Genomic DNA, 16,457 nt, shown 5'->3' with positions numbered 1-16,457 from the left:
CATGCGTACCACCGGACTCGGCTTCAGTGCCGTACTCATCGCCGCCGGAGCGATCCTGGCCTGGGCCGTCACCCACGAGGCCGAAGGCATCGACCTGAACGAGGTCGGCGTCATCTTGTTCGTGGTCGGCATCGGCCTCGGACTCGTGACCCTCGCCGTCGCCCTCATCGGCCGCAACACGAGCGTCGAGTCCCGCCACGACACCGTCGTCGACGGTCACGCGGTGCGCGAGGAGAAGGTCACCGAATACAGCAGCTGAGCCCCACCCCGACGGCGCCACCCCCCAGCCGTCAGCTGCGCGAAGCGGGCGCCTCCGTCGGGAGGCGCCCGCTTCGTGTGTGCACCGAGTACTCGTACTTCAGCAGCGCCGCGGTCACGAGCGACCCGGTGGTCACGGCGGCGACCAAGGCGGACTCGACCCGCAGGAACGGATCGTCGGCGAACGCCAGCGCGACAGGGAACGCGGCCACCCCGACGATGTAGCCGACCACGGCGAGGCGGGTGTGATCGAGCGCGACGAGACCCAGCGAGAGCGACAGCATCACCATGAGTCCGCCCCCGCTGGCGGACAGCAGCGCCATGTCACGGGCGCCGATCTCGTCGCCGAACAGCGACGCGACCAACCACGGCCCGATTGCGGCCATCGCCACGATCGAGACGGCGGCGACCGAGATCACGGCGGCGACGAGGCGCAGCTGGATGTCGCGAAACGCGGTCAGGTCGTTCTGGGCGGCCTGGATCGCGAGATTGGGCAGCAGGGAGGCCTTCACGGCCTGGAAGAAGAACAGCGGCACCCGGGAGATGATCAGGCCGTTGAGGAAGATGCCCGGAGCCTCCTCGCCCAGATCCGTCCCGACGATCTCCAGGGCGACCGGCCCGACGTTGAGCATGAACGCTTCGCCGAGCGAGGCGATCAGGAGCCAGCCGAGTGACGGCGTCAGCTCGGACAGGGGCGCGGGCGGACCCGGCTTGACGAAGGGACGGAGGCCTCCGATCGCGAAGCCCGTGGCGATCAGGAAGGCGATGCCGACACTCACCGCGTAGTAGCCGACGACCTGGATACCGATCGCGGCGAGGATGCCCGCCATCACGAGCCGCCCGACACCCTCCGCCGCGAAGTACGCGCTGTAGCGACCGAACTCGTGGCGACCCGAGAGCACGCCGCGCACACACTCGGCGATCATGAAGGCGGCGAGGGCGAGGATGAGAGCGACCATCAACTCGACGCGGTGGTCGAGGAGCTCGTCGAGCCCGAGACGCCACGCGGCGAGGACGCCCACGATCACGACGCCCAGCTGGATCGACCCGATCCGGGCCGCCTGTGTCAGGACGGGGGCGCTGCCCTGACCCTGCCCGGCACGCGCCGCCGTCGCGCGGGCGATCTCCTGTTCGAGCGGCTGGAACAGGCCGGGACCGAGGATGTAGATGAGCCCCCACAGGACCGCGAGCCCGCCGTAGGCCTCGTCACCGAGGGCGCGCCGCGCGACGACCAGGAAGGCATACGTGGTGATGCCGTTGACCACGAGCCCCGTCCCGATGGCGGCGGTGCCTTCGGGCAGCGGACTCCGGTCGCGCAGAGTGACGAGAAGGCGGCGGATGCTGTTCTCCAGATGTGGGCCCCTCGGGCGCGAGGGGACCCAGGGAGGGTATCGGCGCACCCCGCAGGAGCGGCCGACCCCGGGCTACGCCGGAGTGAACGACGGCATGCAGAGTCCGTCGAGCTCGGTGATCTCGATCCGGTCCCGGTTCTCCCAGGTGACCTGGTTGTCCGGGTCGACCCGGAGCTTGAACTCGCGGATGCTCATCTCGAGCGCGTCGAACGCGATCAGCCGACCCCGGAGCGGGTCCCCCACACCGAGCAGGAGCTTGAGCGCTTCGAGCGCTTGGATGCTGCCGACGATGCCGGGCAGCACGCCGAGCACGCCGGCTTCCGCGCACGACGGCGCGAACTCCGCCGGGGGCGCTTCGGGGAGCATGTCGCGATAGGTCGGGCCCTGCCGCGGATCGAACACCGTGATCTGACCCTCGAACCGGAAGATCGAGCCGTGGACGACCGGGATGCCGAGCTTCACCGTGGCGTCGTTCAGGAGGTAGCGGCTCGGGAAGTTGTCGGCGCCGTCGATCACGACGTCGTAGCCCTCGATGATGTCCATGATGTTGTCGGCCCCGAGCCGGGCGTCGTAGGTGACGACGTTGACGTCCGGGTTCAGGCGGGTGAGCGTCTTCTTGGCCGAGTCGACTTTGCGCTCACCGATGCGATCGAGATTGTGGAGGATCTGACGCTGGAGGTTCGACTCGTCCACCACGTCCATGTCGATGATGCCGAGGGTGCCGACCCCGGCCGCCGCGAGATAGAGCGCGGCGGGCGAGCCGAGGCCACCGGCCCCGAGCAGCAACACCTTGGACTCCAGCAGCTTGAGCTGGCCCTCCTCCCCGATCTCGGGAACGAGGAGATGCCGCTGGTAGCGGTTGCGCTGGTCCGGCGTGAGGGTCTGGGGGCGCTTCCAGTCGCGGCCCTCGTCCTTCCACTTGTTGAAGCCACCGTCCATCGAGACCGTGTTGGCGTAGCCGAGCTGTTCGAGCGTCTGCACGGCGAACGCGGAGCGCACACCACCGGCACACATCACGACGATCTTCGCGTCACGATCGGGCACCCGGTTCTCGATGTTGGACTCGAGCTGTCCACGGGGAATGTGGACCGAGCCCGGGATCGCCCCCTGCTCGTACTCGTCGGGTTCGCGGACGTCGAGGAGGGTGTAGCCCTCGGCGAGGAGTGCTTCGCCACCGGCGGTGTCGACCTCGGTGATCGACGACTTCGCCTGCTGAAGGAGTTCACGGAAACTGGCCATGGCCGAAATCCTACCTAGTTAGTCGGGAATTGACAGCCCCAACCGGTCTCAGGTGGTCGGCATTCCCACGATCGCGGGCAGGACGTCACCGATCTGCTCGTTCAGGAGCACGTCGGCGAACCCGTCCATGGCCGTCGGCTCGGCGTTGACGATGATCAACTTCGCGCCGGCGTGCTTGGCGATGGCCACGGTCTCGTTGATCGGGTAGACCGCGAGCGACGTGCCGATCGCGAGGAAGACGTCGGCCGCGAGGGCGGCCTCCTCGGAGCGCCGGAGGTCGTCGGGATCGAGCGACTGGCCGAAGGACACGGTGGCGGACTTGAGCATGCCGCCGCAGCGCGGACAGTCGGGGTCTGCCTCCCCCGCCCGCACCCGTTCGAGCGCCTCCTCCATGTTGTCGCGGTACTCGCATGCGAGGCACTGGACCTTGCGGGTCGTGCCGTGCACCTCGACGACCAGCTCGGGGCTGTTGCCGGCCCGCTGGTGGAGCTCGTCGACGTTCTGGGTGATGAGGGTGTGGAGCTTGCCCCGCTGCTCGAGGTGGACGAGAGCGTGGTGGCCGATGTTGGGCTCCACGTTGGCCCACAGGGCGCCGGACGCCCGAGCCGCCCAGTTCGCCTTCCGCACCTCGGGATCGTTGACGTAGTACTGGATGTTCGACGCCTTCTCGGCCGCCGGGTTCTTCGTCCAGACGCCGTTGGGGCCGCGGAAGTCGGGGATGCCGCTGTCCGTCGAGATCCCGGCGCCGGTGAGCACGGCGACGGCATCGGCATCGTCGATGAGTTGGCGGGCGAGGGCGACGGCCGTCTCGGTCATGGCGCCGAACTGTAGGCGCGATGACGCCCGGGTGACGCGGGATCGCTTGAGTCACCGCCACGGCCCGGCCGGAGAAAGTAAGGTCGCGGCAGGGAAAAAAGGGGTGGTCAATGAGACCGACACGACAGGGTTCGCAGGGTCGGACGAAAGCCTGGATCGCGGCGGGGCTGGTTTCGCTTCTCGTGACGATGTTCCTGGCTCCGAGCGCGAGCGCGCAGGACGATCCGATCGAGCCGGTCGACACCGATGGTGACGGCCAGCGCGACGACTGGGACGGCGACGGTCTCCCGGACAACGACGACGACCTGCCGTGCCAATGGGACGACAAGGACAACGCCGAGAACACCGGCACCCCGGACGGGATTCCCGATGCGGCGGGGCGTCCGCCCGAGGCGAACGAGCCGCCGTGTGTCGGTGAGGGCGGCGGGCTGCCCGACCAGCTCTCCCTCCAGCAGATCTCGGTGATCCTGAGCGAGGTCTTCGCCCAGATGCCCGACGTGACCGAGCCCGGCGAGGAGCCCGACGGGTGGCCGAACATCCGCCGCCTCATCGAGAACGGCGCCGACGCCGGTCCCGATTGGACCCATCTGGACGACATCCAGGGCGAGCCGGGCGTGGACGACCTCCTCCAGGAGCTCGACGACCGGATCAACCAGGAGGGCCTCGAGGACGAGGACATCAACAACTTCGAGTTCGAGGATCCGCTGAACCCCGGCAGCTTCATCGCCATCGCGGAGGATGAGTCGCTCCAGCGGGTGCTCACCCAGATCCAGCTCGCCCGCGAGGACCAGGGCCTGGTCGGCGGTAGCGCCTCCGAGCTCACCGGCCCGTGCATGGGCATGGCGTGGTCGTTCGACAGCGACGGGCAGCCGCTCGACATCGCCTGGGACTGGGACCTCGACGGACCGCCGGTCGGCTTCCGGGACGGCGAGGTCCCCGAGGGCGAGCTCGCCGTCGAGGAGGCGTTCACCTCGGACAACCCGTTCGAGGTAGACGTGAACGGCGCCGTGATCTACACCGGCGTCGCCGGCGGCACCCTCCCCGGCCAGGGTCCCCTCGATCACGACTGGTTCATCCGCCTCGAGTTCCTCGGCACGGGCAGCAACATCGACGCCGGTGGCGACCCGAACCGATCCGGCGAGAACCGCAACCTCGGTGCGGTCAACCTCAACGAGGACCTGCCCGGCCCGGCGAAGCTCAACATGCTCGTGTCGATCAACGGTCAGATGAGCGCCCCGTCCAGCGGCACCGGCGCCGACGACGGCACCAGTGGCGCCGTGCCCAACGGGCTGCCGTTCTTCTGCATCGGCTCCGGCTTCGTCGACTTCCAGGGTGGCTTCCCGCTGGCGGCGCCCGGCGCCGCAATCGTCTTCCTGGCGACCGTGGGCATGTTGTTCAACGCTCGACCGGCCAAGACCTGGGGAGGTGTCTGATGAGCACCACGACGACCAAGCGCCATCCGATCCGGGGGATCCTCTGGGGCATCCTGATGGGCATCGGCCTGGCGATCACCGCCGTCGGCATGAAGTGGGCGGCGATCGGCACCAACGGACCGTTCGTCTTCTTCGGGATCGGGCTCGTGATCAGCGTGGCCTGGTCCCTGTTCGGCCCGGCGAAGGCACCGAAGGGTCCGCCGCCCGCCGCCGAGCCCGAGGCCGATCCCGCGCCCGACGCCCCCGACTCGCCGGACACGGTCGTGGTCGTGGAGGAGATGACGGTCGTCACCGACGGCGCCGAACTCCCGGGCGCCGATGCCGCCGACGAGACCGCCGACGAAGCCGCCGACGAGAGCACCGAGGTTGACACGGAAGCATGAGTTGAGATGAGATGACATGAGAACTTCCCCGTTGATCACCTCACGCGGAAGTTCTCATGTCCCTCCCCTCCTCTGCCCCACCCTCACCGCTCGCTGACGGGCCGATCGAGCAGCTCTACATCACGGCCTGGGATGACCCGGTCGTCGACGGCATCGGCCACGACCCCCGCTCCGGCTATGTCGAGCAGTTCTGGCTCGGCGTCCTCGGGCCGTCCACGATCTGGTTCCTGCGCCATTGCAGCCACGAACTCGATCGGGCCCCCCGAGGCTTCGTCCTCGAACTCGAAGACGCCGCCGGCGCACTCGGCCTCGGCCACAACGGGGGCCGCAACAGTGCCCTGGCCCGCACCATCGCCCGAGCCTGCCACTTCTCGGCCGCCCGCCCGATCCGCCCCGGCGAACTCGAGGTGCGGCGCCGCCTCCCGCCGCTCACCCGTAGCCAGCTCCACCGCTTACCGGACCTCGTCCAGCGCCGCCACGAGCGCTTCGTGGAGCTCGAACAGAGCACCGAGCCGACCGTCATGGCCCGCCGAGCCCGACGCCTTGCCCTCGGGCTCGTGGAGTGCGGCGATGGCGTGGACGACGCCGAACTCCAGCTGTCCCAGTGGCGATTCCACCCCTCCGTGGCCGCCGAAGCCGTCCGCTGGGCCTGGAATCGGCACCGCGAAGCGTGTGAATCGGCCCCGGAATCGCCCCGCAGCGGGAGATTCGGCGCCAACTGAGCCGCACGACCCCGCAAATTGGGTCAAAAGATGCATAAGGCACGGTGCCGGTGGTGCCGAAGGAATGGAGACGGTTCACCGCCGAAGTGGTGGTGACATCTACACAGGGGAGTCCACCCAAATGACCACCGCTTACCAGTTCCTTTCCGCTTGGATCACGTCGCACATCGACGACGATCGTGGCGCCAGCCTCGTCGAGTACGCGCTGCTCGTCGCTCTGATCGCTGTCGTCTGCATCGCCGCCGTGACCGCGCTCGGTTCCTCGGCTTCGAGCAAGTTCTCCGAGGTCGACTCGGCGATCGGCTGATCCCAGCCACAATCTGTTCGGACGGCGGGCCTTCGGGCCCGCCGTTCGGCGTTTTGGGGCGACCGCGGTCGAGGCCCGTCAGGCCGGCTTCGAGAAGTTGGCGGCGAGGTCCGCGAGGAGGCGTACCCCGAAGCCGGTGCCGCCCTTGGTGATGTCGGCGTCGTCCGCGTCGGACCACGCCGGGCCCGCGATGTCGATGTGGGCCCACGGGATGCCGTCGGCGACGAACTCCTGGAGGATCAGGCCGGCGGTGAGCGCGCCCCCGTAGGGAGCGCCGATGTTCTTCATGTCGGCCACCGTCGACTCGACCTGCTTCTTGTACTCGGGTGGGAGCGGCAGATGCCAGACCCGCTCGCCGGTGGTCTCGGACGCAGCCTCGATCTGGTCGATCCAGTCGTCGTTGTTGCCCATCACGCCCGCGATCTTGGGTCCGAGCGCCACCATGCACGCACCCGTGAGGGTCGCGAGATCCACGATCGCGTCGGGTTTGGCCTCGCTGGCGAGGGAGAGCGCGTCGGCGAGGATGAGCCGACCCTCGGCATCGGTGTTCAGCACTTCGATGGTCTTGCCGTTGCGGATCGTGAGCACGTCGCCGGGGCGGGTGGCGTCGCCGCCGAGCATGTTGTCCGTCATCGGCACGAACGCACGGACGCGGCACGCCGGCGCGATCGTGGGCATGACGGACATCGCGCCGATCACGGCGGCGCCGCCGCCCATGTCGCACTTCATCGTCATCATGCCCTGACCGGTCTTGATCGAGAGCCCGCCGGCATCGAACACGATGCCCTTGCCGACGAGGGCGAGCGTGCCCTTCGCCTTGCCCTTCGGGTTGTAGGTCAGCTCCACGAGCCGGGGCGGCAGATCCGATCCCCGGTTGACGCCGAGGATGCCGCCGAGCTTCCCCTTCTTGATCGCGGCCTCGTCCCACACCTTGACGGTCAGACCGGCCTTGCGGCCGATCGCCGCCGCCCGCTTCGCGAATTCGGGGGCCGTGAGCGCGCCACCCGGTTCGTTGACGAGGTCGCGGGCGAGCGCCTGCGCCTCCGCGACGGCGGCGCCGCGGTCGAGGGCGGCCTGGTTGCGGGCGCCGGATCCGCCGGCCACGTCAACCCGGGCGAGCTTCGGTGCCTTCCCCTCGGACTTGTAGGTGAGGAAGGTGTAGGAGCCGAGCCGCACCCCCTCGGCCAACGCCTGGCGGGCGGCGTCCGCCGCCAGTTCGCTGTCGGGCAGGGCAACGCCGATGCGGGAGTGACGGCCGAAGCCGCGCCCGATCGTCGCCCCGGCTCGGCGGATGCCGTCGGTCGTGAGGTCCGCTTCGGCGCCCACCCCGACGAGCGCACGTTGACGGTCACCGTCGGGCCAGGTGTGGGTCTGGCCGGCCTTGCCCTCGAACCCGGCGGCCTTCAGTTGCGCCGCGTCGACGCCGGTGTCACCGGCCTCGACGGCATCGCTGGTGACGAGCGTGATCGCCGCCTTGGCGGTCTTCGGGACGGATCGGACGGCGTGAAAGCTGAGGGCCATAGCGGGGCACCTTACGCGGCGATGCTGCGCAGGGACGACACTCGGCGTTCCCGGCCTCGAGCCTTTGGGAGCACGTTCGCCTCCACGCCGTGGCGAACGTGGCTAGGGTCGCGGATCTGAGCCGACCCGTCTCGCAGATCGCAGGCGGCGTCGGACCGACCATGGAGGGAAAAATGAGGAAGCTGAGAACGTTGCTCGTTCTGCTGCTCGCCTTCGCACTCTTCGCTGCCGCGTGCAGCGACGATGACGAAGGCAGCACGGACGGCGGCACAGACAGCGCCGACGACGGCACCGGAGACGACGGCACCGGAGACGGCACCGGCGACGACGGCACCGGCGATGACGGTGACGACGGCGACATGGGTGAGTTCGAGGGCAAGTCCATCGCTGCCCCCGACTGCGACTATGGCGGCAAGGTCAGCTCGATCGAGGCGACCGACCGCTACGAGGTCGTGTTCACGATGTGCAGCCCGGTCCCGGCGTTCCGCCAGATCGCGGCCTTCACCCCGTTCGGCATCCAGCCCGAGGAACACCTCGAGGCGACGGGCGGCGCGCCGCTCGACAACCCGATCGGCACCGGCCCGTTCATGCTCGACGAGTGGAACCGGGGCGACAGCGTGAACTACAGCCGCTTCGACGACTACTGGGGCGACCCGGCACCGTTCGAGCAGCTGATCATCCGCTGGGCCGCCGAGGGTGCGTCACGTCTGCTGGAGCTGCAGTCCGGCACCGTGGACCAGATCACCAACCTGAGCCCGGACGACTTCGACACCGTGAAGAACAACGGTGATCTGACGTTCATCCCGGTCGCGAACCCGAACGTGATGTACCTGGGCATGACCAACACGACGTTCGAGCCGTTCGCGGACGTGCGCGTGCGTCAGGCCATCGCCATGGGCATCGACCGTCAGCGCATCGTCGACAACTTCTACCCCGAGGGGTCCGAGGTCGCGTCGCACTTCACGCCGTGCTCCATCCCGAATGGCTGCACCGGTGACGAGTGGTACGAGTTCGATCTGGAAGGCGCTCGCGCCCTCCTCGCCGAGGCCGGCTACGAAGACGGCTTCAGCACGAGCATCTACTACCGCGACGTCTTCCGCGGTTACCTCCCCGAGCCGGGTGTGGTCGCCGTCGAGTTCCAGACGCAGCTGTCGGAGAACCTCGGCATCGACGCCGAGGTCGTGGTGATGGAGTCCGGTGAGTTCATCGACGAGTCGACCAGCGGTCGCCTCGACGGGTTCCACCTCCTCGGCTGGGGTGCGGACTACCCGCACGTCACCAACTTCCTCGACTTCCACTTCGGTGAAGGCAACCCGCAGTTTGGTGATGCCCATCCGGAGATCTTCGAGAAGCTGGTCGAGGGCTCGCAGATCGCGAGCGACGACGCCGCCGTCGACGTCTACACGGACGCCAACAACGCGATCCGTGAACTCGTCCCGATGGTGCCGATCGTGCACGGCGCTTCGGCGTCGGCCGCGCTGGCCTCCGTCGACAACGCCCACTTCCGGCCCTTCGGTGCGCCGCTGTTCCATCGGACCACGCCGTCCGATGAGACGTTCGTGTTCATGCAGAACGCCGAACCGATCAGCCTCTACTGCGCCGACGAGACCGACGGTGAGTCCCTCGCCGCCTGCCAGCAGGTCGTGGAGCCCCTCCTGGGCTACGCGATCGACTCCGGCGCCGTGGAAGCCCGCCTCGCCACCGACTGTGTCGGCAACGAGGACGCCACCGTGTGGACCTGCTCGCTCCGTGAGGGCGTCACGTTCCACGATGGTTCGTCCTTCGACGCCAACGACGTCGTCGTGTCGTGGGGTGTCGGCCTCGATGCCGCCGACCCGCTGCACGTGGGCAACACGGGTTCGTTCGACTACTACAGCTACCTGCTGGATTCGTTGATCAACCCACCGCCGGCCGAGTAGTCCGGTAGCAGTACCGAGTGCACACGGGGAGGGTCCACACGGGCCCTCCCCGTTTGCGACACTGGCCATTCGCGATACTGACCGAGGGGGGAGGACACCGTGCTCAGGTTCATCGTTCGACGACTGCTGCTGGCGATCCCGGTGATCTTCGGCATCCTCCTCGTCACGTTCTTCCTCGCCCGGGCGATTCCGGGCGACCCCTGTCGATCCATCCTCGGCGAGAAGGCCACCGAGGAAGCGTGCGAACGATTCGCCCGCAACAAGGGCCTCGACGAGCCGTTGCCGGTCCAGCTCGGCATCTACATGCGCGACATCGCCACCGGCGACCTCGGCGACTCGATCCGCTTCTCGCGGCCGGTGTCGCAGATGCTCGTCGAGCGGCTGCCGATGACCATCGAGCTCGCCACCGCCGCGCTCATCATCGCCGTCGTGGTCGGCGTGACCCTCGGCGTCATCTCGGCGATGCGCCACAACAGCGCCGTCGACGTGGGCACCATGGTCGTCGCCAACGTGGGCGTCTCCATGCCCGTTTTCTGGTTGGGGTTGATGCTCATCTGGCTCTTCGCGGCCACCCTCGGGTGGCTGCCTCCCTCCGGCCGCCTCACGGCGGGCCTCTCGTCCGAGCCCTTCTTCGAGAAGTGGGGCTGGGACTTCAAGGAGGGCTCGTTCCCGTTCCTGACCGTCGAGTTCATCTCGAACCACTTCATCTTCAACTCGATCATCACCGGCGACTGGGAGGTGCTGCGCGACGCGCTCAAGCACCTGATCCTCCCCGCCTTCGCCCTCTCCACGATCCCGATGGCGGTCATCGCCCGGATCACCCGCTCCAGCCTGCTCGAGGTGATGGGGAAGGACTATGTCCGCACCGCCCGGGCCAAGGGATCGCGTGAGCGCCGCGTCGTCATCCGCCACGGGCTGCGCAACGCCCTGCTGCCGGTCACCACGATCATCGGTCTCCAGCTCGGCGCCCTGCTGTCCGGCGCGGTGCTGACCGAGACCATCTTCGGCCTCGCCGGCGCGGGCACGATGATCTTCGACGCGATCACCGCCCGTGACTTCCCGGTGATCCAGGGCTTCGTCGTCGTGATCGCCACGCTCTATGTCGTGATCAACCTGATCGTGGACATCCTCTACGCCTACCTCGACCCCCGGATCAGACTCGAATGACGCAGCCGTCGGATCCGCCCGAGATCGAGGAGATGCTCCTCACCGTCGGCCCCTCGAAAGGGCTGTGGCGCAGCGCCTTCTCGCGCCTGCTGCGCCGCAAGTCCGGCGTCGCCGGGCTCATCATCATCGGGTTCATCATCCTCGTGGCGATCTTCGCCCCGCTGATCGCGCCCTACAGCCCGACCGAGGACTTCATCGGCGAGCCGAACACGACCCGCCGTGACCCCCCGTGTGTGCACCTCTTCGGCTGCGACGAGGAACTGCCCGAGCACATCATGGGGCTCGACGGCAACGCCCGGGACCAGTTCAGCCGCATCGTCTACGGCTCGCGGTTGAGCCTGTCGGTCGGCCTGTCGACGGTCGCGATCGCGTTCACCGTCGGTTCGACCCTCGGCGCCATCGCCGGCTACTGGGGCCGCTGGGTCGACAACATCATCATGCGGGTGATGGACGTCATCCTCGGCTTCCCGGCCCTGCTGCTCGCCATCGGCATCGTCGCCGCCCTCGGTCCGGGTCTGCGCAACACCCTGCTCGCGATCGCCATCGTGTCGATCCCCCAGTACGCCCGCGTCATGCGCGCGTCCGTACTGTCGGTCAAGGAGGAGGAGTTCGTGGCGGCGTCGCGGGCCCTCGGGGCCGGCGGCTGGCGCATCCTGATGACGCGGGTCGTCCCGAACACCCTCACCCCGCTCGTGGTGATCGGCACCCTCGGCGTGGCGAGTGCGATCCTCGACGCTGCAGCCTTCGGCTTCCTCGGCCTCGGCGCCCAGCCGCCCACGGCCGAGTGGGGAAGCATGCTCGCCGCCGAACGTCAGCAGATCTTCTCGGCGCCCCACCTCGTGTTCTTCCCCGGCATCGCCATCATGATCACCGTGCTCGGCTTCAACCTCCTCGGTGATGGCCTGCGCGACGCCCTCGACCCGTCACTCAACGAATGACCGACACCGCACCGACCGAGGCCGCACGGGCCGCCGAGGATGCCGTCCTGGTCGTCGACGACCTGCGCACCTACTTCCACACCCGCGACGGGGTGGCCCACGCGGTCGACGGCGTGAGCTTCTCGATCCGGCGGGGCGAGGTGCTGGGCATCGTCGGCGAATCCGGCTGCGGCAAGTCGGTCACCTCGCTCTCGGTGATGGGACTCGTTCCGAAACCGGGCGTGATCGAGTCCGGCCAGGTCTTCTTCGAGGGTCGGAACCTGCGCGAGATGTCTCGCCGGGAGCTCGAACGGATCCGCGGGGCCGAGGTCTCGATGATCTTCCAGCAGCCCCAGTCGTCGCTCAATCCGGTGCAACGGGCCGGCGACCAGATCGCCGAGGTCTACCGCATCCACCGCGGCACCTCGAAGAAGGACGCGGCGAAGCTGGCGATCGAGGCCCTCACCACGGTCGGGATCCCGGACCCGGAGAAGCGGGCCGACGCCTACCCCCACGAACTCTCCGGCGGCATGGCCCAACGGGTCATGATCGCCATGGCGCTCGCGCTCGAGCCGGCGCTGCTCATCGCCGACGAGCCCACCACCGCGCTCGACGTCACCATCCAGGCCCAGATCCTCGATCTGATGCGGGGCTTGCAGCGCGACTTCGGCACCGCGGTGATGCTCATCACCCACGACCTCGGAGTCATCGCGGAGATGGCCGACCGCGTGGCAGTGATGTATGCCGGCCAGATCGTCGAGGAGACCGACGTCGCCCAGCTCTTCGCCGATCCGCAGCACCCCTACACCCAGGGCCTGATCGGCTCGATCCCGGTGCTCGGCCGCAACCAGGCCGAGCTGACGACGATCCGGGGCACCGTGCCGCCCTTGATCGATCTGCAGCCCGGGTGTCGGTTCGCCGGCCGCTGCGATGCCCGCATCGAGGCCGGACTGGATATCTGCACCCAAGTCGACCCGGAACTGGCACTGCCGACCCCGGACCACGCCGTTCGGTGCTGGCTGCACCAACCCGTCCCCGCGGCGAGCGAGGTGTCGTCGTGAGCGAGCCACTCGTCGAGGTGCGCAGTCTGACCAAGGACTTCCCGGTGAAGGGCGGCATCCTCCGGCGCACCGTCGACAACGTCCGGGCCGTCGACGACGTGAACCTGACGATCCAACGGGGCGAGACGGTCGGCCTCGTCGGCGAGAGCGGCTGCGGCAAGTCCACGCTGGGTCGGCTGCTCGTCCGCCTGCTCGAGCCCAGCTCGGGCTCGGTCTTGGTCGACGGCACCGACATCGCCGAGGCCGAGGGAGCCACCCTCAAGAACCTCCGACGCGACGTCCAGATGGTCTTCCAGGACCCCTACTCGTCGCTCGACCCGCGGGCCCCCGTCGGCCTCAGCATCGCCGAGGGTCTGCGCATCCACGGCATCGGCGATCGCGACGAACAACACGAGCGGGTCGGCAACATGCTGGAGCTGGTCGGACTCCGTCGGGACCAGGCCGATCGCTTCCCCCACGAGTTCTCGGGCGGCCAGCGCCAGCGCATCGGCATCGCCCGGGCCCTCATCCTCGAACCCAAATTCGTGGTGGCCGACGAGCCCGTCTCCGCCCTCGATGTCTCCGTGCAGGCCCAGGTGCTGAACCTGCTGCGGGAGCTCCAGCGGGAGCTCGATCTCACCCTGCTGTTCATCGCCCACAATCTCGCCGTGGTCGAGCACATCAGCGACCGGGTCGCGGTCATGTACCTCGGGAGGATCGTGGAGATCACCGAGCAGGAGTCGCTCTACGCGAACCCCCAGCACCCCTACACGCAGGCGTTGCTGTCCTCGATCCCGATCCCGGATCCCACGCTCACTCGTGAGCGGGTCGTGCTCCAGGGCGACGTGCCGAGCCCCCTCGCCCCGCCGTCCGGCTGCAGCTTCCATCCCCGGTGCCCGATCGCCGTCCCCGGTGTGTGTGACAGCGAGGTGCCCGAGCTTGCTGCGGTCGAGGGTGACACCGTGCACGCGGCGGCCTGTCATCTCCGTTCGGGCGCCCACCAGCACCTCGATCCGGGCCGCGCGTCGGCCGCGCCGAGCGACTAGCGCAGCGGGCCCGGCCGCTGCATCAGCCAGCGAAACCCGCGCCGGCTACTACCCCGTCCAATAGTGGCTGCTGTGGACCGCATGGTCGGCTTCGGCGCGGGCCGCGTTCGCCGGACCGGCCGAGCCCGGCGCCGCACTGCCGTACCACTTCGAGAACGCGCGGCGCATCCGCCGGAAGAAGCGCCGCATCAGCGGGACCGCTCCCGCTTCTCGAACGACTTGGCGTACGCATCAGCACCGCTCTCGGCGATCGTCTGGGCGCTGGTGTGGTAGGAGGCCCCGAAACCGCCCCACGGCGCGGCGTGCGACGAGTCCCTCAGCGTGCGGGCGAGGGCGTCGTCCTTCGAACGATCACGACGCGTGTGTTCGAGGCCTTCGCCGGCCCGAAAGGCCCGGATGAACCCACGGATGGAGGCGAGGATCGACCGCATGCCACGAACCTACCAGCGGGCGACATCCGCAGCCGGGCGCGGCAGCTGCGGCCGTCGAGAAGGGACGGGACTCTGACCCCGGCGTCTCATCTCAGGAGCCGCCGACGGGCAGTTCCTGTTCGAGGGTGAGGGTGTCGGCGAAGAGGTCACCGAACTCGTCGACGCGGTCGAGCACGTCGGCGACCTCGAAGGACAGGTGTTCGCCGTCGGCGCCGTCGGCCACCTCGTCCCAGGTGATCGGCGTGGACACCGTCGGACGGTCCTTGGCCCGCATCGAGTACGGGGCGATCGTGGTCTTGTGGCGGGAGTTCTGGCTCCAGTCGATGAAGATCTTCCCCTTGCGGAGCTTCTTCGTCATGTTCGACAGCACCTGTTTCGGCAGCTTCTTCTCCAGGAGCTGGGCGACGGCCAGGGCGAAGTCCGACGCGTGCTCGTGCTCGTGGGGCGTGTTGAGCGGCACGTAGAGCTGCATCCCCTTGGAGCCCGAGGTCTTCCCGAACGACCGGAGACCGACCGTTTCGAGCACGTCCTGGATCTCGAGCGCGATCTGACAACACTCGATGATCGTCGCCGGTTCGCCCGGGTCGAGGTCGAACACGAGCATCGACGGCGAGTCGATCTGGCCGCAGCGGGCCATGGGCGAATGGATCTCGAGCGCGGCGAGGTTCGCGGTCCACGCGAGCGCCGCGATCGAGTCGAGGCGGCAGTACTCGATGCCCCCCCGACGGTCGCCGGGGCCGAGGCAGGTGCCCACCCACCCGGGTCGGTGCGACGGACACCGCTTCTCGAAGAACGAGCTCTCCGTCACCCCGTCGGGCCACCGCCGCAGGGTGATCCCCCGGTCCTCGATGTGGGGCAGCATGTACGGCGCAATCCGCACGTAGTAGTCGATGACCTGGGCTTTCGTGAACGAGACCAGGGGGTACAGCACCTTCTCGAGGTTGCTGACGGCCAGCTTGTGGCCGTCGACCTCGACATGGACCCGTTCGGACTCGGCCATCGCCCGCTCAGGCCGACTTGCGGACCCGTGCGGCCTTCTTCGCCGCCTTCTTCGTGCTCTTCTTGGCCTTCTTCTTCGTCGCCTTCTTCGATGCCGGATGACGCCCGCGGGCCTTCTTGGCTTCCTTGACGGACGCCTCGAGCGCCGCCATGAGGTCGATCACCTTGTTCGACGACGGGGCCGGGGCGGGCACCAGGTCGTCGCCGCTCTCCCCTGCCGCCTTGCGATCGATGAGCTCCAGCACCGCCTCGCGATAGGTGTCCTTGTGGCGCGACGGGTCGAACGTCGCGTCGAGCGTGGCGATCAGCTGCTCGGCCATCGCCTGTTCCTTCTCGTCGATCTCGACGTCCTCGAGGAAGTCGAAGCCGCCGATCTCGGTGTGGTCGACGATCTCGTCGTGGAACACCATCGTCGACAGGACGAGCCGACCGTCGACGGGCCGTACGGCGGCCAGGTATTGCTTGGACCGCATCACGAAGTGGCAGATCCCGACCTTGCCGGCCTCCTCCATCGCGTTGGCCAGCAGCTTGTAGGGCTTCGCCGTCTGCTCGTCGGGCACCAGGTGGTAGGCGTTGTCGTAGAAGATCGGGTCGATGTCGGCCAGATCCACGAACTCGTCGATGTCGATCGTGCGCACGGCGTCCGGATCGAGCGCGGCCATCTCCTCGTCGGAGATCATCACGTACTCGCCGCTCGGGAGCTCGTAGCCCTTCACGATGCGCTCGTAGGGCACTTCCTCACCGTCGGCCGCGGAGACGCGCTTCTGCTTGACCCGAGATCCCGTGGACGAGTCGATCTGGTTGAACCGCACCGTCTTGCGGGAGACGGCGCTGTACAACTTCACGGGGATGTTGACCAGGCCGAAGCTGATCGATCCGCTCCATATCGCGCGTGGCATGACCCAGA

At 68.3% G+C, this 16,457-nt stretch carries 18 protein-coding genes; 10 read left to right on the top strand and 8 right to left on the bottom strand.

The window, feature by feature from the left end; translation table 11 throughout:
* The first annotated feature begins 1 nt into the window (after position 1).
* On the top strand, positions 2-259 hold the full coding sequence (locus tag R8F63_04865; protein MDW3217925.1) for a DUF6458 family protein: 258 nt from the start codon (positions 2-4) through the stop codon (positions 257-259).
* A gap of 31 nt (positions 260-290) precedes the next feature.
* Here R8F63_04865 and R8F63_04860 read toward each other — a convergent pair whose 3' ends face one another.
* The 3 genes from R8F63_04860 to R8F63_04850 form a co-directional block, all read right to left on the bottom strand.
* Positions 291-1,523 (bottom strand): hypothetical protein, encoded by a 1,233-nt coding sequence (locus R8F63_04860; protein MDW3217924.1) that lies wholly within the window; start codon positions 1,521-1,523, stop codon positions 291-293.
* 159 nt (positions 1,524-1,682) lie between these two features.
* Positions 1,683-2,849 (bottom strand): molybdopterin-synthase adenylyltransferase MoeB, encoded by a 1,167-nt coding sequence (moeB, locus tag R8F63_04855; GenBank protein MDW3217923.1) that lies wholly within the window; start codon positions 2,847-2,849, stop codon positions 1,683-1,685.
* A 48-nt stretch (positions 2,850-2,897) separates the two neighbouring features.
* Positions 2,898-3,665, bottom strand: a complete 768-nt coding sequence (locus R8F63_04850) for a Sir2 family NAD-dependent protein deacetylase (GenBank protein MDW3217922.1) — start codon at positions 3,663-3,665, stop codon at positions 2,898-2,900.
* 110 nt (positions 3,666-3,775) lie between these two features.
* Between R8F63_04850 and R8F63_04845 the strand changes: the two genes are divergently transcribed.
* The 4 genes from R8F63_04845 (at position 3,776) to R8F63_04830 (ending at position 6,510) form a co-directional block, all read left to right on the top strand.
* On the top strand, positions 3,776-5,098 hold the full coding sequence (locus tag R8F63_04845; protein MDW3217921.1) for a hypothetical protein: 1,323 nt from the start codon (positions 3,776-3,778) through the stop codon (positions 5,096-5,098).
* On the top strand, positions 5,098-5,481 hold the full coding sequence (locus R8F63_04840; GenBank protein ID MDW3217920.1) for a hypothetical protein: 384 nt from the start codon (positions 5,098-5,100) through the stop codon (positions 5,479-5,481). The genes R8F63_04845 and R8F63_04840 overlap by 1 nt, the downstream gene beginning before the upstream one ends.
* Before the next feature lie 56 nt (positions 5,482-5,537).
* Positions 5,538-6,203, top strand: coding sequence for a hypothetical protein (locus R8F63_04835; GenBank protein MDW3217919.1), 666 nt, complete (start codon positions 5,538-5,540; stop codon positions 6,201-6,203).
* A 121-nt stretch (positions 6,204-6,324) separates the two neighbouring features.
* Positions 6,325-6,510 carry a Flp family type IVb pilin gene (locus R8F63_04830; GenBank protein ID MDW3217918.1) on the top strand — a complete coding sequence of 62 codons (186 nt, stop codon included), beginning with the start codon at positions 6,325-6,327 and terminating at the stop codon, positions 6,508-6,510.
* Positions 6,511-6,588: 78 nt separating this feature from the next.
* Here the strand turns inward: R8F63_04830 and R8F63_04825 are convergent, their stop codons facing one another.
* On the bottom strand, positions 6,589-8,031 hold the full coding sequence (locus R8F63_04825) for a leucyl aminopeptidase (protein ID MDW3217917.1): 1,443 nt from the start codon (positions 8,029-8,031) through the stop codon (positions 6,589-6,591).
* A gap of 173 nt (positions 8,032-8,204) precedes the next feature.
* Here R8F63_04825 and R8F63_04820 point away from each other — a divergent pair, with 173 nt between their 5' ends.
* From R8F63_04820 to R8F63_04800, 5 genes are all read left to right on the top strand, one after another.
* Positions 8,205-9,950 (top strand): ABC transporter substrate-binding protein, encoded by a 1,746-nt coding sequence (locus R8F63_04820; GenBank protein ID MDW3217916.1) that lies wholly within the window; start codon positions 8,205-8,207, stop codon positions 9,948-9,950.
* A 99-nt stretch (positions 9,951-10,049) separates the two neighbouring features.
* Positions 10,050-11,117, top strand: coding sequence for an ABC transporter permease (locus R8F63_04815; protein ID MDW3217915.1), 1,068 nt, complete (start codon positions 10,050-10,052; stop codon positions 11,115-11,117).
* On the top strand, positions 11,114-12,055 hold the full coding sequence (locus R8F63_04810; protein MDW3217914.1) for an ABC transporter permease: 942 nt from the start codon (positions 11,114-11,116) through the stop codon (positions 12,053-12,055). The genes R8F63_04815 and R8F63_04810 overlap by 4 nt, the downstream gene beginning before the upstream one ends.
* Complete coding sequence (locus R8F63_04805) at positions 12,052-13,095, top strand: ABC transporter ATP-binding protein (protein ID MDW3217913.1); 1,044 nt, start codon at positions 12,052-12,054, stop codon at positions 13,093-13,095. The genes R8F63_04810 and R8F63_04805 overlap by 4 nt, the downstream gene beginning before the upstream one ends.
* Positions 13,092-14,120: a dipeptide ABC transporter ATP-binding protein gene (locus tag R8F63_04800; protein ID MDW3217912.1), complete on the top strand. Its 1,029-nt coding sequence runs from the start codon at positions 13,092-13,094 to the stop codon at positions 14,118-14,120. The genes R8F63_04805 and R8F63_04800 overlap by 4 nt, the downstream gene beginning before the upstream one ends.
* A 48-nt stretch (positions 14,121-14,168) precedes the next feature.
* Here the strand turns inward: R8F63_04800 and R8F63_04795 are convergent, their stop codons facing one another.
* The 4 genes from R8F63_04795 to R8F63_04780 form a co-directional block, all read right to left on the bottom strand.
* Positions 14,169-14,309, bottom strand: coding sequence for a hypothetical protein (locus R8F63_04795; GenBank protein ID MDW3217911.1), 141 nt, complete (start codon positions 14,307-14,309; stop codon positions 14,169-14,171).
* Positions 14,309-14,551, bottom strand: a complete 243-nt coding sequence (locus R8F63_04790) for a hypothetical protein (GenBank protein ID MDW3217910.1) — start codon at positions 14,549-14,551, stop codon at positions 14,309-14,311. Before R8F63_04790 ends, R8F63_04795 begins: the two co-directional genes overlap by 1 nt.
* Positions 14,552-14,642: 91 nt before the next feature.
* Positions 14,643-15,551 (bottom strand): non-homologous end-joining DNA ligase, encoded by a 909-nt coding sequence (gene ligD / locus R8F63_04785; GenBank protein ID MDW3217909.1) that lies wholly within the window; start codon positions 15,549-15,551, stop codon positions 14,643-14,645.
* Between the two features lie 7 nt (positions 15,552-15,558).
* Positions 15,559-16,449 (bottom strand): Ku protein, encoded by an 891-nt coding sequence (locus R8F63_04780; protein ID MDW3217908.1) that lies wholly within the window; start codon positions 16,447-16,449, stop codon positions 15,559-15,561.
* Positions 16,450-16,457: the final 8 nt, after the last annotated feature.

The sequence above is a fragment of the Acidimicrobiales bacterium genome, assembly GCA_033344915.1.
Taxonomy (GTDB): domain Bacteria; phylum Actinomycetota; class Acidimicrobiia; order Acidimicrobiales; family Aldehydirespiratoraceae; genus JAJRXC01.
This window is presented reverse-complemented; position numbering and strand designations above follow the sequence as displayed.

Excerpts from the sequence above, each read along its gene's own strand:
- R8F63_04865 (MDW3217925.1), top strand. The coding sequence starts at position 2 with ATGCGTACCACCGGACTCGGCTTCAGTGCCGTACTCATCGCCGCCGGA.
- moeB (MDW3217923.1), bottom strand. The coding sequence starts at position 2,849 with ATGGCCAGTTTCCGTGAACTCCTTCAGCAGGCGAAGTCGTCGATCACC.
- R8F63_04850 (MDW3217922.1), bottom strand. The coding sequence starts at position 3,665 with ATGACCGAGACGGCCGTCGCCCTCGCCCGCCAACTCATCGACGATGCC.
- R8F63_04845 (MDW3217921.1), top strand. The coding sequence starts at position 3,776 with ATGAGACCGACACGACAGGGTTCGCAGGGTCGGACGAAAGCCTGGATC.
- R8F63_04840 (MDW3217920.1), top strand. The coding sequence starts at position 5,098 with ATGAGCACCACGACGACCAAGCGCCATCCGATCCGGGGGATCCTCTGG.
- R8F63_04835 (MDW3217919.1), top strand. The coding sequence starts at position 5,538 with ATGTCCCTCCCCTCCTCTGCCCCACCCTCACCGCTCGCTGACGGGCCG.
- R8F63_04830 (MDW3217918.1), top strand. The coding sequence starts at position 6,325 with ATGACCACCGCTTACCAGTTCCTTTCCGCTTGGATCACGTCGCACATC.
- R8F63_04825 (MDW3217917.1), bottom strand. The coding sequence starts at position 8,031 with ATGGCCCTCAGCTTTCACGCCGTCCGATCCGTCCCGAAGACCGCCAAG.
- R8F63_04820 (MDW3217916.1), top strand. The coding sequence starts at position 8,205 with ATGAGGAAGCTGAGAACGTTGCTCGTTCTGCTGCTCGCCTTCGCACTC.
- R8F63_04810 (MDW3217914.1), top strand. The coding sequence starts at position 11,114 with ATGACGCAGCCGTCGGATCCGCCCGAGATCGAGGAGATGCTCCTCACC.
- R8F63_04805 (MDW3217913.1), top strand. The coding sequence starts at position 12,052 with ATGACCGACACCGCACCGACCGAGGCCGCACGGGCCGCCGAGGATGCC.
- R8F63_04795 (MDW3217911.1), bottom strand. The coding sequence starts at position 14,309 with ATGCGGCGCTTCTTCCGGCGGATGCGCCGCGCGTTCTCGAAGTGGTAC.
- R8F63_04790 (MDW3217910.1), bottom strand. The coding sequence starts at position 14,551 with ATGCGGTCGATCCTCGCCTCCATCCGTGGGTTCATCCGGGCCTTTCGG.
- ligD (MDW3217909.1), bottom strand. The coding sequence starts at position 15,551 with ATGGCCGAGTCCGAACGGGTCCATGTCGAGGTCGACGGCCACAAGCTG.
- R8F63_04780 (MDW3217908.1), bottom strand. The coding sequence starts at position 16,449 with ATGCCACGCGCGATATGGAGCGGATCGATCAGCTTCGGCCTGGTCAAC.